This is a genomic window from Rufibacter sp. JT20002 (genome assembly GCF_056491185.1).
In genome coordinates this window covers 448165-464291 of record NZ_JBSZJY010000001.1, presented here as the reverse complement: position 1 = coordinate 464291, position 16127 = coordinate 448165, and the positions used below count along the sequence as shown (strand labels likewise).

General features: G+C 50.0%; 14 protein-coding genes. 8 read left to right on the top strand and 6 right to left on the bottom strand.

From position 1 onward, the window contains the following. Positions 1-61 precede the first annotated feature (61 nt). The 3 genes from fahA to ACW9SV_RS01935 all read right to left on the bottom strand — a co-directional run bounded on the left by fahA (position 62) and on the right by ACW9SV_RS01935 (position 2947). A complete protein-coding gene (gene fahA / locus ACW9SV_RS01945) occupies positions 62-1339 on the bottom strand; it encodes a fumarylacetoacetase (RefSeq protein ID WP_479556503.1) in 1278 nt (425 codons plus the stop codon). A gap of 230 nt (positions 1340-1569) precedes the next feature. Then, positions 1570-1839 (bottom strand): NifU family protein, encoded by a 270-nt coding sequence (locus ACW9SV_RS01940; RefSeq protein ID WP_479555052.1) that lies wholly within the window; start codon positions 1837-1839, stop codon positions 1570-1572. 4 nt (positions 1840-1843) lie between these two features. After that, on the bottom strand, positions 1844-2947 hold the full coding sequence (locus ACW9SV_RS01935) for an Mrp/NBP35 family ATP-binding protein (protein WP_479555051.1): 1104 nt from the start codon (positions 2945-2947) through the stop codon (positions 1844-1846). A 226-nt stretch (positions 2948-3173) separates the two neighbouring features. Here ACW9SV_RS01935 and ACW9SV_RS01930 point away from each other — a divergent pair, with 226 nt between their 5' ends. From ACW9SV_RS01930 to ACW9SV_RS01895, 8 genes are all read left to right on the top strand, one after another. Next, on the top strand, positions 3174-3641 hold the full coding sequence (locus ACW9SV_RS01930; protein WP_479555050.1) for a hypothetical protein: 468 nt from the start codon (positions 3174-3176) through the stop codon (positions 3639-3641). Positions 3642-3710: 69 nt separating this feature from the next. Continuing rightward, a complete protein-coding gene (locus tag ACW9SV_RS01925; protein ID WP_479555049.1) occupies positions 3711-4259 on the top strand; it encodes an META domain-containing protein in 549 nt (182 codons plus the stop codon). 198 nt (positions 4260-4457) lie between these two features. Then, positions 4458-6458, top strand: a complete 2001-nt coding sequence (gene dnaG, locus ACW9SV_RS01920; protein ID WP_479555048.1) for a DNA primase — start codon at positions 4458-4460, stop codon at positions 6456-6458. Positions 6459-7145: 687 nt separating this feature from the next. After that, complete coding sequence (locus tag ACW9SV_RS01915) at positions 7146-7484, top strand: P-II family nitrogen regulator (protein WP_479555047.1); 339 nt, start codon at positions 7146-7148, stop codon at positions 7482-7484. Between the two features lie 63 nt (positions 7485-7547). Further along, complete coding sequence (locus tag ACW9SV_RS01910; protein ID WP_479555046.1) at positions 7548-8852, top strand: ammonium transporter; 1305 nt, start codon at positions 7548-7550, stop codon at positions 8850-8852. A gap of 240 nt (positions 8853-9092) precedes the next feature. Next, positions 9093-10241: a porin gene (locus ACW9SV_RS01905; RefSeq protein WP_479555045.1), complete on the top strand. Its 1149-nt coding sequence runs from the start codon at positions 9093-9095 to the stop codon at positions 10239-10241. Positions 10242-10621: 380 nt separating this feature from the next. Further along, entirely contained in the window at positions 10622-11824 is a 1203-nt protein-coding gene (locus ACW9SV_RS01900; RefSeq protein ID WP_479556502.1) for a bifunctional 3,4-dihydroxy-2-butanone-4-phosphate synthase/GTP cyclohydrolase II, read from the top strand. Between the two features lie 280 nt (positions 11825-12104). Then, on the top strand, positions 12105-12803 hold the full coding sequence (locus tag ACW9SV_RS01895; protein WP_479555044.1) for a hypothetical protein: 699 nt from the start codon (positions 12105-12107) through the stop codon (positions 12801-12803). Between the two features lie 112 nt (positions 12804-12915). Here ACW9SV_RS01895 and ACW9SV_RS01890 read toward each other — a convergent pair whose 3' ends face one another. The 3 genes from ACW9SV_RS01890 to ACW9SV_RS01880 form a co-directional block, all read right to left on the bottom strand. Further along, complete coding sequence (locus ACW9SV_RS01890) at positions 12916-13689, bottom strand: ABC transporter permease (protein ID WP_479555043.1); 774 nt, start codon at positions 13687-13689, stop codon at positions 12916-12918. Further along, positions 13686-14588: an ABC transporter ATP-binding protein gene (locus ACW9SV_RS01885; RefSeq protein WP_479555042.1), complete on the bottom strand. Its 903-nt coding sequence runs from the start codon at positions 14586-14588 to the stop codon at positions 13686-13688. The genes ACW9SV_RS01890 and ACW9SV_RS01885 overlap by 4 nt, the downstream gene beginning before the upstream one ends. Before the next feature lie 150 nt (positions 14589-14738). Further along, positions 14739-16127: a M56 family metallopeptidase gene (locus tag ACW9SV_RS01880; protein WP_479555041.1), complete on the bottom strand. Its 1389-nt coding sequence runs from the start codon at positions 16125-16127 to the stop codon at positions 14739-14741.

The window sequence follows — 16127 nt, the reverse complement described above, 5'->3', positions numbered from 1 at the left end:
GCAGGTTCGTTTTGGAGGAAATTATTTACAAATTTCCCATTTCCTAATTTTCTACTCTTCCTTATAAAGCCGGTAAAATCTCGGTGCATACTTCCCCAAATCCTACTCTAACGCCGTTCTTTTCGGCGTAGCCGCGCATGGTAACCACATCCCCGTCCTGGAGGAACTTGCGCTCTGTGCCATTAGGGAGTAGGAGAGGTTTGGTACCGCGCCAAGTTAATTCCAATAGGGAACCGTAGGAATCTGGCGTAGGCCCGCTGATGGTTCCGGAGGCGTACATGTCCCCAACTTCAAGGTTGCAGCCATTGACGGTATGGTGCGCCAGTTGCTGGTTCATGTTCCAGTACATGTGTTTGTAGTTAGATTGGCAAATCACCACTTCCTCCGGCAGACCTGGGGCTTGCAGGGTTACTTCCAGGTTGATATTGATGTTTTTAGGGCCGCTGAACTCCAGGTACGGCAGCACCTTTGGCTCCTGTACCGGTCCCGCCACTCTGAAGGGTTCCAAGGCATCCAAGGTAACCACCCACGGGGAAATGGAAGAGCCGAAGTTCTTAGCCAAAAAGGGTCCCAGAGGCACGTACTCCCACGCCTGAATGTCCCTGGCCGACCAGTCATTGAACAGCACCAGTCCAAAGATGTATTCTTCCGCTTCTAAGGTGGTAAGAGAGGTGCCCATTTCAGTGGGTTGACCGGCAATAAACGCTACTTCCAGTTCAAAATCTAGCTGTTTGGTAGAGCCAAAGACCGGTGTTTCTGCATCAGCGGGTTTGGTTTGGCCTTTGGGCCTTCTAATAGGAACCCCTGACGGAATGATGGAGGAAGCCCTACCATGATAGCCCACCGGCAGGTGCTTCCAGTTAGGGAGCAAGGCGTTGGCTGGGTCGCGGAACATGGAGCCTACGTTAGTGGCGTGCTCCATGCTGGAGTAAAAATCGGTGTAGTTGGGTACTTTGACGGGCATGAGCATCTGCACATCCCGCTGCTTTAGAAGGCACTCGGCCATGAGTTCCCGGTTATCCCTGATTTCGGGATTGTCGTTGCGCAGGAGTTCTGAGATGCGGCCGCGAACCTGCCGCCAGATGGTCCGGCCCAGCGCCATGAACTCGTTGAGGTACGGACGATGGAAAACAGTGGGATCTTCTACATCCAGCATGTCAAAGAGGCCGTGTTGCGTGAGCACGTACACATCCAACACGTACTCGCCAATGGCCACGCCCACCCTGGGGTCACGGTCCTCCGCCTGAAAGATTCCGAAGGGAAGGTTCTGGATCTGGAAATCACAATCTGGGGCAATTTGAATCCAAGAGTGGAGCGAGGGATCGTTGGCGGTTAGCATGTTGGTTAGGATGGTGGTCAACAAAGATAAAAAGGTCTGCGAGAAAAGGGAATGGTTGCAAAAATCAATGGCTTGTCACTTGATCATGGCTATTCGCTTCTTTTTTCCCAAGCCTTATCGCGCATTTAAAGAGTAGTTTCTGGGAAACGGGCCTAAAACAGAAAACCCACCGGCTGCAGAAAGGTATGTTTCTGCAGCCGGTGGGCTTGTATGCTAAGTAAGCAGAGTGCTTACACGTCCATAGGGGTAAGGTTCACTGCCTGAATGCCTTTGATTTCGGGTACGGCTCGCATGATAGCCTGCTCAATACCGCCTTTAAAGGTCATTGTAGACATGGGGCAAGAGCCGCAGGCACCCATCAGTTCCAGCAGCACCACTTTTTCCTCGGTGATGTCAACTACCTTCACATCACCACCGTCAGTTTTAAGGTACGGCCGGATAGAATCTAGGGCTAGCTCCACTTGCTGGAGTAAAATCTCTTTTAATGCGATCTCTGCCATTATCTTACGCTTTAATTTCTACTACTTTGGTTTTGCCCAAGCTGGCGTTCCTTACGGAAACCTGCCGGGCCACTTCCTGTGCCACCTGCTCAAAAGCCTGCGAGGCGGGTGAGCCTTCCTGCAGAATCTGCGGAGCGCCCTGGTCGCCGCTTTCGCGGATGCTCTGTACCAACGGAACCTCACCAATGAACGGAACACCGTAGCGTTCTGCCAGGTCACGGCCGCCGCCTTGCCCAAAGATATAATATTTATTCTCTGGAAGCTCAGCCGGCGTGAAGTACGCCATGTTTTCTACCAACCCTAAGATTGGAACGTTGATCTGCGGCTGCCGGAACATCTGCAAACCCTTCACCGCATCGGCAATGGCCACTTTCTGTGGGGTAGTCACAATGATGGCGCCCGTTACCGGTACTGTCTGTACCAACGTCAGGTGAATGTCGCTGGTTCCCGGAGGCAAGTCAATGAGCAAATAATCCAGCTCTCCCCAGTCTACCTCAGTGATGAATTGCTTCAATGCAGAACTGGCCATAGGACCACGCCATACTACCGCACTCTCGGCCGGAGCCAGGAACCCGATAGACATGAGCTTGATGCCGTACTTTTCAATAGGCTCAATGAGGTTGCGGCCATCGGGCATGCGGTACACGGCCGGGCGGGCATCTTCCACGCCAAACATAGTAGGTACCGACGGACCTGAGATATCGGCATCCACCAAGCCTACCTTCGCACCAGACTGGGCCAACGCCACGGCCAGGTTAGAGGTCACCGTGGATTTACCAACACCACCTTTACCAGAAGCCACTGCAATGATGTTCTTCACGCCTTTCAGCAAAGCCTGATTGTCTTGGCGGGCCGAGGTCACGCGGGAGGTCATGTTCACCGTCACGTTCGCGTCCTTGTTGACCATGGTATGGATAGCCCTGATACAGGCATTCCGGATAAGGTCTTTCAGCGGACAAGCGGGGGTGGTCAGGATCACTGTGAAAGCGACATCCAAACCGTTTATTTGTACGTCCTCAATCATGTTCAAAGTCACCAGGTCTTTGCCTAAATCTGGTTCCTCTACATAACTAAGGGCTTTTAATACGTCTTCTTGGGTAATTGCCATACTGTCAATAGCGCTAAAATTCGCCTATACAAAGGTACAAACTATCTGTTTAACAAGCTATCAGAAGCTGTTTTAAGGCTGGTTTCCTAAAAGTAAGGCAGAATTAAGAACTTCAAGGAAAGAGGTGCAACCAATGACCAGGCAAAAGGGTCATCATGGCAGAACGGGAGGCGTACAAAAGAGGCGCTGGCTTCCTGTTAGTTTTCAACTGATTAACCAACTACCCATGAAGAAGTTTCTGTATCTCGTTTTAATTCTTCTGGCATCCACCGGCTGCAAAGAAGAGGATGCCACGCTTGAATCTGCCAACTACCTGGTGTTTGGACATTACTATGGATTTTGCGGCGGCGAAAACTGTGTGGAGATCTTCAAGATTGAAAATGGTGTGCTTTATGAAGACACCAATGACCGGTACCCCGGAGGCAAACCCTACGAAGGCAACTTCGTCTTGAAAAGCCCAGCGCAGTACGAGAAGGTGAAGGATTTGCTGCATCAGGTTCCTGCCAGGCTCCTCACCGAGGAAAGAACTATCATTGGCAGCCCAGACGCGTCTGACGGCGGCGGAATTTACCTGGAGGTAGGCCTAAATGGCATGAAACGGTACTTCCTGATTGACAAATTCAGACATAATGTGCCAGAGTACCTGCATCCGTTTTTAGACAAAGTAGAAGCCGGAATTTCTGAACTTAAGTAATAAGTTTCCGCAGAGAGTTATTTGGTAGATCTTCAAAGAATTCATTTCGAAACCTTAGAAACTAATGTGATGTCAACGCTATTTTCTTTCAGAACCCCGTTACTTCAAGTTACTTCTTTGCTGCTGGTGGTTTTTCTGGTGAGCAGTTGTTGGGAAAGAGATGAACCTGCTCCTGAAAGGCAGGACATCTATGGCTCCTGGATTCTGCAGTACATAGAACTGCCGCAGGAGGGAGGCGGTGCCACCAGAGTGGAGGGCCAAAACACCAGACTAAACCTGACCAATGTCTCTACCTATCAGCAGTCAAACGAACCCTTTACCTACGACCTGAATGGTACCTTGCCCGTGAACCACTACTTTGGCCGGTATGCAGTGACTGGTTCTCCCACTGTGCCCTCAGAAGACCCACAGACCGTAGTGCTTGACGTAAGCCATGTAGGAAGTACCAGGATAGGTGCAACGGGGGAACAGATGCAGTTTGAGCAACTCTATCTGCAAGCCTTGGATGAAGTAAATCTGGCAATGCTTTCCAAAGAAGGTGGTTTGGTGTTGCACTCCCGCCACTTAAATGCAAAACTGGTGTTTCTGACGCCGGAGTTATGTTCTCTCCCCAATTAAGCAAACGCCTTTTCGTAGCCAAGCGGTTTTAGCATTGTTTTCCCCAAATAAGCAATAGAATAGAAGTAGACTAACGCCAGCCTTTTAGGTTGGCGTTTTTATTTTGAAGGAATGAAAACGGCTGCTCTAGCTTGAATCCGGAACTACTTACAACCCCAAAATCTGTATCTTTGTCTACATCCCCATTTCCGTTTACCCATGGCCCTGATTAAGAAAGAAGTTGTTGACCAGATCATCCTGCAAGCCGACATAGTGGAGGTAGTGGGTGATTTTGTGAGTTTGAAGAAGAAGGGCCAGAACATGTGGGCTTGCTGCCCGTTCCACCATGAGAAATCGCCTTCCTTCAGCGTAGCGCCTAACAAGGGTATCTACAAGTGCTTTGGTTGCGGAAAGGCGGGTAACTCGGTGCAGTTCATCATGGACATTGAGGGCACCAGCTACGTGGAGGCGCTCAAGTATCTGGCCAAGAAGTACAGTATTGACATTGAAGAAGACCAGAGCCCGGCGGCGGTGCAAGCCCAGAACGAGCGAGATAGTCTCTACATTCTCTCTGACTTTGCGAAAAAGTACTACGTAAACGCCCTCCATAAAAATGACGAGGGCCAAAGCATAGGCGCACCGTACTTTAAGCAACGCGGTTTGTCGGCGGCTACCATCCAGAAGTTTGAGCTGGGCTACAGCTTAGATTCCTGGGACGATTTCACCAAAGCGGCCCTGGAAAAAGGCTTTCAGCTGAAGTACCTGGAGGAAACCGGCCTCACCATTGTGAAGCAGGAAGAAGGCAAGCAGTATGACCGGTTCCGGGGGCGGGTAATGTTTCCCATTCAGAACGTAAGTGGCCGCACCATCGGGTTTGGCGCGCGTACTCTCAAGACCAACGACAAGAAATCACCCAAATACGTTAACTCGCCGGAATCGCCCATTTACCACAAAAGTGATGTGCTGTACGGCATGTACCAGGCCAAGCAATCCATCCGGCAGGAAGACAACTGCTATCTGGTAGAGGGTTATCTGGATGTTTTGTCGCTGCACCAGGGTGGTATTGAGAACGTGGTGGCCTCTTCTGGGACGTCCCTCACCGAGAACCAGATCAAGCTCATCGGCCGCTACACCAAGAACATCACGGTGCTGTATGACGGTGACCCTGCCGGGATTAAAGCCTCTTTACGCGGGATCGACCTGATTCTGGAAGGTGGCCTGAACGTGAACGTGGTGTTGTTCCCCGATGGCGATGACCCTGACTCTTACATCCGGAAAGTAGGCGATACGGCTTTCAAGGCGTATTTAGAGAAACACGCCCAGGATTTTATCTCTTTTAAATCAGAGCTGTACGCGCAGGAAGCTAAGGATAATCCAGTCAAGAAAGCCGATGCCATCCGGGAAATGGTGGTGTCCATTGCCAAGATTCCGGACGCCATCAAGCGTTCGGTGTTCCTGAAGCAGTGCAGTCTCCTGTTCGGGATTGACGAGCAGGTGCTGATTTCTGAGTACAACAAAATTCACCTCACGGAGCAAAAAAACTCCCGGTCCCAACAGTCTCAGCCTTCTTCCTACAGCTCGGCTCCATCTTCTTACGCGCCGGGTTCCTTTGAGGAAATGGCCGCCGAAGCGGAAGCCGCAGCAGCGGCAGAGGCAGAGGCCGCCATGTACGAGGAGGAGGACCAGCAGGAAACCGACCAAAACAACCTGCTCCGCACCCGCGAGCGGGAAGTCATCCGATTCATCCTCAACTACGCCGACAAAGAGGTGGAGGAAGGCCTCACTGCCAGTCAGTTCATGTTGGGCGAGTTGGAGGACATTGAGTTTAAGACCCCGATTTACAAAAAGCTGTTTGACCTGTGCCGCCTCAAACTAGAGCAGGGGTTCTTGCCAACGGCTTCAGAATTTATGCAGCACGAGGAAAAGGAAATCCGCACAGAGGTGGTAGACCTGCTCAGCGAGAAGTATGAACTTAGCAAAGGCTGGGCTACCCACGAGATCTTTGTGCCCCACGAAAGCGATTTGGTTTCTTACGGCTCTGAGCGCGAGGTGCTGCGTTTAAAGTGGCGCAACGTGCAACTCATGATCAAAGACCAGATGGACACTCTGCCCCGCCTCACCGATGCCCAGGAACTGGACAAAACCCTACGCACCATCAAAGCCCTCAAAGAATTTGAGAAGCAGATAGCAGACCTTCTAGGGATAGTGGTAAGTCGATGAATGGCCCTACTGTCTGAGCCAATTTAGATAAATACGTTTTCTAGGCAGTGATACTCTCATCGTGTTTGGTCCGCAGCCTTAAAAGGAACTACTCCTAAAGCTGTTTTACTTTTAAATTTATTCTGGTAGGATCAGTTTTTATTTACTTATAGGATTATCTATTCTGGAAAGCCCTTCGGTTTGTGGCTTGTTTCATAGAAACAAGTTATAAACCGAAGGGCTTTTTGTATTATTTCTTTTCGTATGGGTTTGTTTGACTTCCATGCCCAGCCTCTCGTCGGTCAATCTCTTTTAATCACCTTTCTGTAGCCAATCAAATTAATTAAGAAGAGCTTCCTGCTTTTAGTTGAGGTAGATATGAAATTTTCTTTTGCTGATCTCAAGTGTTAGCATCCTTGGGAGATTTGGAAGGCTTTCTTGAGTATTCCTCAATAAATGGAGTGTAAACCGAATATTTTGATAACAAGAAGGAAAGGTACAGTCTGTTTTGTTGCCGTTATAAGAAAAATTAAAGCAAAATGGCTGAAATTTTTAAAAAAGGTGGGTGCCAGTTTTAAGGTGGTTTTGGTTGAAATTAGTAAGTAGTGTTAATGTAAGCCCTTGCTTTTTAGGTGGTTTGTTTTAAATTCATATAAATACAGATAAACACACCCTTTGAGTATAAGTGTAAAACCAGATGATAAGCTTATGAAGAAAATTGAAGCAATCATTAGAACATCCAAATTTGAAGAGGTGTACGAAGCCTTGGCTGAGATCGGGATTCCGTTCATGTCTACCTATGATGTGAAAGGTTTTGGGTTAGAGCACGGCTCCTCCCAGGTGTACCGTGGCACCTCTTACAATGTGGGGTTCATTCCCAGAACCAAAATAGAACTCATTGCCACCGATGAGCAGGTAGACCCCGTGGTTTCCACTATTCTCAAAATCGCTACTACCGGAAAAGTGGGCGACGGCAAAATCTTCATCATGGATTTGGAAGAAGTCATCCGAATCCGGACCGGCGAGATTGGCGAAATGGCCCTGTAAGTCCTCCTTCTTTTACAAAACAACACCACAATCAAAATCTATTTCTCACCTAAACAATTTGCCATGTCACAAGAGTTATTTGTCATCAACAATGTCTGGATGATGGTTTCCATCTTTTTGGTGTTTGTCATGCATCTGGGGTTCGCCACGTTAGAATCTGGGTTAGCCAGGTCAAAGAACACCGTCAACATCCTGTTCAAAAACAGCATGATGCCTCCCATAGGTTTGCTGATGTATGCCCTGTGGGGATTCTCTCTCATGTACCCGGGCGCTGACTTTGCCGGCAAGGTTTTCGGGTTTTCTGGCTGGGGGATCAACCTGCCCGAAGGTGGTGAAACGTCTTCGTACAATGCAGGGTACACCTTCTGGACCGATTTCCTTTTCCAAGGAATGTTTGCCGCCACTTGTGCCACCATCGTGTCTGGAGCTGTGGCTGAACGGATCAAGTTGGCTACGTTCCTGGTATTTTCCGTAGTGTTTGTGGGCCTTTGCTACCCAATCGTAGGCATGTGGAAGTGGGGAGGCGGTTTCCTAAACACCTTGTCTACGCCCTTCTATGATTTTGCCGGTTCTACCATTGTCCACTCGGTAGGAGGCTGGGGTGCATTGGCGGGCATTCTGCTGCTGGGGCCAAGAATTGGAAAGTACGTGAATGGCAAAATCAAGCCTATCCCGGGCCACAGTATTCCCATGGCTACCATTGGCGTCTTTATTTTATGGTTGGGCTGGTTTGGGTTCAACGGCGGATCAGTGTTGTCTGCCGCTCCAGGAGCGGTTTCCAGAGTTTTAGTAATGACCAGCTTAGCCGCAGCAGCTGGTGCCGTGGGTGGTTGCCTGTTTTCTTACCTGCTTTTCAAAACCGGTGACTTTACCATGGTACTCAACGGCATACTGGCAGGTTTGGTGGGTATTACCGCCGGTGCAGACCAGATGGGCGTGGTTGACTCTGTTATCATTGGCCTGGTAGCTGGTAGCCTGGTGGTGATTGCGGTAACGGTATTTGACAAACTTAGGGTGGATGATCCGGTAGGTGCGTTGTCGGTACACTTGGTGTGTGGCATCTGGGGAACATTGGCCGTGGGCTTTTTTGGTAACCTGGCCGGTATGCCACAACTCATTAGCCAATTGATTGGGATTGGAGCGGTAGGTGGTTTCAGCTTTGCCTTTGCCTTTGTGCTGTGGGCAGTCCTTAAAATGACCATGGGCTTACGGGTAAGCGAAAGAGAAGAAATGGAAGGTTTGGACATCCACGAACATAAAATGCACGCCTATCCAGACATCAACAGCCCAGGGTATGAGATGAGCATGCCAGAAAAAGAAGAAGTATTGGAAGCAGACCTTCCTAAAAGAACCCCTGTTTCTGTCTGATCAGACAGCAGGAGCAGAAGCCAGTGACATGGATTGTAAAAACAGGAGGTAATGTGGTCTAGACATTACCCCTGCTTTTACTTCTGGCAAATCACGGTTACCCTTCTCTCCGCCTTGTTTATTAGTACTGGTCTCCTATGGTAGAACCTGCGTCCCTCAAACGGCAATTTGAGGAGGTGCTGCCCATGGGCCTGGTGTGAACACTTTTCTAAAATATTCCTAACAGTTAACAGAAGCAGTATGAGAAAGATTTACGCGCTTACAGCGGCAACGTTTTTTGCCGCTGCTAAGATAACTATTGCCCAGGAAATTTCCTCTGTAGACACCCTAAAAGCCGTTGCCGAAGAACCATCTAAAGGAACCTTCAACCTGAGCGGCTACGTAGATGCCTTTTACCAGTACAACCTCAATCGGCCAGAATCTGGTAAAAACCAGGGCCGCGTGTTTGACCAGTACCATGACAACATCTCACTGGGGCTGATCCAGACCTTGCTGACCTACAAGAAAGACAAAGCCACTGCGGTAGTAGATCTTACCTTTGGGCCTAATGCAGATCTTTGCAACTTTGGCAATACCGGCACCGCCAAAATCATCAAACAAGCATACGTTGCCTACGATTTCACAGACAAATTTCGGCTTACAGTGGGGCAGTACGCCACACACATTGGGTATGAACTCATAGACGCTCCGCTCAACTACAACTACAGCTTGTCATATCTGTTCGGCAACGGCCCTTTCTACCATACTGGGGCAAAGCTGGACTACACGGCTAGCCCTAAACTTGGGCTGATGGTAGGCGTAATCAACGGCTGGGACTGCCTCAATGACCTGAACGATCAAAAATCAGTGACTGCCCAGGTACACCTGACGCCTTTAGAGGGCTTCGGCATGTACCTGAATTGGATTGGGGGCGATGAATACAATACCTTGTCTAACTTCGGGGGGAATAAGGGAAGCTACACCAGCCTGTTCGACCTTACCACCTCGTACCAGCTTACCCCAACGTTCAAGCTGGGCGTGAACGCTGCCTACGGTTCTTTTTTCACCGGTGCTGACACAGAGTCAAGTGAGGACACCTGGTCTAAAGATGCCTCTTGGGGCGGAGGGGCCTTGTATGCCAATTATGAACTCAGCAGCAAGTTTGGGCTAGGTTTCAGGGGCGAGTATTTTTCAGATCCCAAGGGCGTACGATACTTTGGTCCTTTGGAAGTAACCTCTTACACCATGACGGGCAACATCAAACTGGCAGGAGGCAATTTCCTGATTAAGCCCGAAGTCCGGTTTGACAAAGCAAAAGACGCGTTCTTTGAGGATGTAAGCGGGCAGTTCTCCAAGAAAACCCAAACCACTGTGGGGGCTGCCTTTGTTTACTCTTTTTCAATGAACTAGTACTGTCCGTTAATCAACGTGTCTTTGTTTAGAAGCTGTTTTCTGGGAAAACGGCTTTAAACAAGATCCTGTTTAAAGCGCTTTTAGCTTGGTTTTACTAAACTAGGCTAAAAGCGCTTTTCCTTTTGGTAGCCTTAGCCTCAATTTGGAGATAACTAGTTCCTTTCAGTCCACCCGCGTTGGGCAATCTGCTGCTTCCCTCCGGAAAATTTTCCTGAGTCGTCACTAATTCTAGCGCAAGCTTGTTATACAGGAGGTAAGTATAATGCATGTTAGTGCTATGCCCAAGGATGCGCACTTTTGCCATTCAAAAACCGCTATCTTTGCGCATCTCAAAGCAGGCATGTCGTTTAGCTTGCTTTACCGTAGAAGACAACATCATGTTAGATAAAATAGAAGACGCAATAGAAGATATAAAAGCCGGCAAAGTAGTGATTGTGGTAGACGATGACGACCGCGAGAACGAAGGCGATTTTATCTGTGCCGCGGAGAAAATAACTCCCGAGATCGTCAATTTCATGGCTACCCACGGCCGGGGCCTTATCTGCGCTCCCCTCACCGAGGAACGCTGCGATGAACTGGGCCTTGAGCTGATGGTGGGCCGTAACACCGCCCTGCACGCCACGCCTTTCACCGTATCGGTGGATTTGCTGGGCCACGGGTGTACTACCGGTATCTCGGCCTCAGACCGGGCTAAAACCATTCTGGCCTTAGCCGACCCTAAAACCGATCCGGCCTCGTTAGGCAAACCCGGACACATCTTTCCGCTGCGCGCTCGCAAAGAAGGCGTAATCAGAAGAGCTGGCCACACCGAAGCCGCCGTTGACCTGGCGCAACTGGCTGGTTTAGCTCCGGCCGGGGTTCTGGTGGAGATCATGAACGAAGACGGCACCATGGCCCGCATGCCCGATCTGGAGAAAGTAGCCGAGCGTTTTAACCTCAAGCTGATCTCCATCAAGGACCTGATCACGTACCGCCTGCAAAAGGAAAGCCTCATAGACCGCGAAATTGCTGTGGAGCTACCTACTGACTGGGGTGACTTTGACCTCTACGCGTACACTCAGCGCAGCAACAACGCCAAACATCTTGCTTTGGTGAAAGGTACCTGGGAAGAAGGCGAGCCGGTGTTGGTACGGGTGCACTCTTCCTGCGTAACCGGTGACATCTTTGGTTCTTCCCGCTGCGACTGCGGTCCCCAGCTGCACAAAGCTATGGAGATGATTGAGCGCGAGGGCAAAGGCGTGATTGTGTACATGAACCAGGAGGGCCGCGGTATTGGTTTGTTGAATAAGTTAAAGGCTTACAAGCTGCAGGAGCAAGGCTTAGATACCGTAGAAGCCAACCTGCAACTAGGCTTCGGGACGGATGAGCGCGACTACGGCGTTGGGGCCCAAATCCTCCGAGACTTGGGGGTGACTAAAATGAGGCTGCTTTCTAATAACCCCCGCAAACGCACAGGCCTAATTGGTTACGGGCTGCAAATTGTGGAGCAAGTGCCTATTGAAATTACCCCTAATGAGCACAATCAACGGTATTTAACCACCAAACGGGATAAATTAGGACACCTGATCCTGAAAAAATAACATAAAGTAAAAAGGCGGAGGGAAACCCTTCGCCTTTTTGCTTTAATAGAACATATAGTTTTTATTGTATTATATTCTTAATATATTTAATAAGATTCAGTTCACAGGAGAAATTAAGGCAGAAAAAATGGGCATCATGGCTTTAACTCCTAGACACACGAAAATATCTTCCTTTTACGTTATAAAGTACTGAGAATTAGACAACCTTCTCATAAGTATTAAGGTATATTTTTTAAAGAACTGTATATTACTTTACAAAGAAGAATATAATAAAATGAAGATGATGGTAAGAAAAGCGTTTGGGCTTTTGGTAGTACTGTTTTTATGGGCAGCCAACACCATGGCACAGTCTTCGGGTTTGGTAGACGAATGGCCTCAAGGCAGAGTCTACCTGGCCAACGGCGACTCAGTAAGCGGAAAAATCACGTATCACCGCTCAGAAGACTTAATCAGGATAAACAAGCCAGACAACTCGGTTGTGGCTTACTCGCCGGTGGCGGTACGGGGCTTTGAAGCCATTGACAACGAGGGCAGGTACCGGCGCGTGTTCGTGACGCAACGCTGGAATTTCGGGAATGATTATAGTGACTTCTTGGCGCCGGCCTTCTTTGAGCAGATTGTGATAGGCAAATACGGCTTGCTCAAGCGGGAGACCATGACCCGCCGGGACATCAGCCGTGATCCTATGTACCGGGGTGGGTATTATCCGTACGGCGGTTATCCGGTAGGAGGCCCCATGTACGTAGACCAGCGCTTGGACAACTATTTCATTCTGCTACCCAGCGGCAAGGTGAAAGAACTCCGGAACGTGAAAAAGGACCTGGAAACCATTTTCGGGAAGAAGAACGGCATGATGAAAGAGTATGTGAAGCAAAACAAACTCAAGTATACCAGCCTTCCAGATCTGGCCAAGATTGTAAGCTACTTTGGGGCCATCTCCAATCAGAGCGATGTGAAAACAACTTCCGTAGACTTGTAAGATTCTTTTCCAAGGTAAATCAGTTTAAACGAGAAGGTCCCGCTATTGCTTAGCGGGACCTTCTCGTTTTTTGTTTTGGCGGTGTTTTCCTCTAAATAGGCCTAAAGCGCCCTTACAGATCGCGGGACCGCAGTAGCAGGTAAGAGAGCAAACAGAATAACGTGACGTATAACACCGCCGGAACCAAGGCCTGCAAAGGGGAAAGGGTCTCGGTAATGCCTAGCATCAGTTGCTCTAACTCTGCATGCGGGTTAGGTGTTAAGGCCCCAAACGTTTTCATGGGGAAGTATCTGTCCACGGCATCGGGGGTTTGCCAGTGAAGGAGCCTTTCTACTACCAGGGTGTACGCCATGAACACCATAATGGCTAGTCCCGTTTTCCGGACCAGAAAGGCCACCAGCATGGCCAGTGACATGTAGCCCACCAACTGCACCAAGTAATAGAAAATGGATTGGGCATCGGTGGACATGGAGGCGTCTTCTGTATCCTTGCCGTAGTACAGCCCAAATCCCAAGCCTAGTAAAAGCACATAGGCTGCCAGCAGAAACGCCAACAGCAGAATGACCGAGTACTTGCTTTGCACCAGGTTGGCCCGCGAGAAGCCGTCAATCACCTGTTGCCGAAACGTTCTGAAGGCATATTCATCAGAAACCAGGATAATGATGAGCATGCCCGGGATCAGGTTGAGGTAACTTGACACGTACGCCAGATGCATCCACAACTTAGGGAATTGGTAGAGTTCAGCGCCGGCCATCTGCCCGTTAATCATCACGTGACCGCGGGCGTAGAAAAAGATAAACAAGAGGCTGCACTGTAAGAGTAAGAGCACCCAAAAGGTAGAATAAGGCAGCAGTTTGCGAAGTTCTATGCGAAGAAGAGAGGTCATGCGGGATTGGCTTTGATGATTTCCAGGAATTGACTTTCCAGACTTTTTTTGCGCACCACCAGTTGGCCTAGCGCAATGCCTTGGGAAAAGAACGCGCGGTTCAGTTCAGAGCTGTCGGTTTCTGGCTGTAGGGTTAGTTGGATCTGCTGGTTTACTTGTTTGGCCTCTAGCACAAAGGGCAGCGTGCGCGCTATCTGTAAAAGTGCCTCCAAAGGAGCCCCGCCACTGATAAACACCAGGTCATTGGTGGCAAGGATAGAGGAAACCGGGCCTTCTGCTTTCAGTTTGCCGTTGCGTAAGACGGCCATGTGGGTACATACCTTTTCTACTTCATCTAATAGGTGGCTGGCTAATAAAATGGTTTTTCCTTGGGCGGCAATGTCCAAGATCAGCTGACGCACTTCGGCAATTCCCTCGGGGTCCAGGCCGTTGGTGGGTTCATCCAAAACCAGCACCTCGGGGTCGCCCAGCAGGGCCGCGCCAATGGCCAACCTTTGCTTCATCCCCAAGGAATACCCTTTGAATTTGTTGTCTTTGCGCTGGGCCAACCCCACCGTCTGCAAAATGACCGGGATGCGCGCGTGGTCTACCCGTTTCACATCAGCGGAGACGCGCAAGTTTTCTTCACCAGTAAGGTAAGGATAAAAATTAGGGGTTTCCAGCAGGGCGCCAATGCGGCGTTTGGTGTTTTTGGAGGTAGGTTGCCCAAACCAGTGAAAGGTGCCGGCGCTGGCGTTGATCACATCCAGCACAATGCCCAGGGTGGTGGTTTTGCCGCTGCCGTTAGGGCCCAACAGCCCGTAGATGCTTCCCTCGGGTACTCTGATGCTCAATTGGTCAAGGGCCTGCACTGCGCCATAGCGTTTGCTCAGTCCCTGAATGTCTAAAATGTCTGCCAAATCTGATAGCTATTGAAAAGGGTATTCTGCAAAGCTAGGAGGATTTGCCATAAAAGCTAAAACAACGGCAGGCGGGGGTTGACAGCGGATGGAACCCGTTTCAGGCCTGCTTTGGGAAAAGCAGGCCTGAAACGGGGCGAGGAGAAGAAGTTAATCGTCTTTTTTGGTTTGGGGAGCGACTTTCTTCTGAGGTGCCACGGGGGGCGGTGGTGGCGGAAGCGTGCCATACTTCTTCTCAAAGGCGGCAATGCCTGCGGCGTTGAAGTCAAAACTCTCCACATCCCCAGATTTCAGGATGACATGAAAGCTGCCATCGTCGGTGCTGAGCCCGGCTACCGTTGGGTTACGCTTCTTGAAGCCCTGGGGCAACTCTACGTTGAAAGGTGGGGGCGGCGGCGCTGGAGCTAATGCTGCTTCTGCGGGCACAGGTGGGGCCGGCACGGGCGGAGGAGGTGGCGGTAAGGTTCCGTATTTCTTTTCGGCGGCCGCCAGTCCTTCCCTGCTGGTTGGGTAGGTTTCTGTCTGCCCGTTTTTCAGGTGCACAAACAAAGAGTCTTTGTTCCAGCCCACACGGCTAATGGTTGGGTTTCGTTCCAGGAAGGTGTTGTAATCCTCTTGGGGAGCCTGCGCCAGCGCCTTGCCCTGCGGCAGGATTTCTCCTAATTCAGGGCTGGAACCGGCAATTCCCTGACAGGCGATCAGGCCGGAAAACAACAGGGGCAATACGGCCAGGAAGCGCACTTTCTGAGCTTGGGCAGAGGGAGCTTTGTTCATCATCATGATTCTGTGTTTTAAGGATGGATAACTGAAAGAAGAGGTAAAGGAAAGAGGGGCCGCTCCCGCCGTGTTCAACAGCGAGAACTGGTATTGTTTCCGGTTGATGCCGGCCTGCAGGGTCTGCTGATCGGTGAGGAACTCAAGATTCTGTTTTAGGGCCTTGCGCAAAAGCCACACCACCGGGTTAAACCAATGGAAAAGCGTGGTCAGCTCCATGAGCAGGATGTCCAGAGTGTGCCATTGCTGCACGTGGGTGCGCTCATGTTGTAAGATGTGCCACCAATCTGCTTGCGGGTGCTGGTCTGGGTTAAAGTAAATCACTTTCCAGAAGGAGAAGGGCGGTAAATTGACGTTGGTTTGCCGGAACTTGATGCCCTGGAAAGAAGCGGGCCTGGATTGCCGGTGAATGGTGTACAGGGATATCCACTGCAGCCCAAACCGGAAGCCCATCACCCCTACGCCCAGCCAGAAAACCACTACCGGTACTAGCCAAACATCAAACCTTGTTTCCACTGGAGCCAGGGCTTCGGGCATTGACCAAACCGGAGAAAAGTTTTGGAAGGTCTGGTAAAGCTGTTGCTTTTCTTTGAACAGGAACGTGACGTCAAAGAAGGGAAACAAGCCCGAAAGCAGCAGGCCTGCCACCAAAAACAGACGATTTAGGTGATGGAACGTGGTCTGTCTCAGAACCAACTGGTAGGTGCCATAGAAGAGGGCCAGCCCTACGTTAACTTGCAAGAGATAGAGGAGAAACGCGGGCAT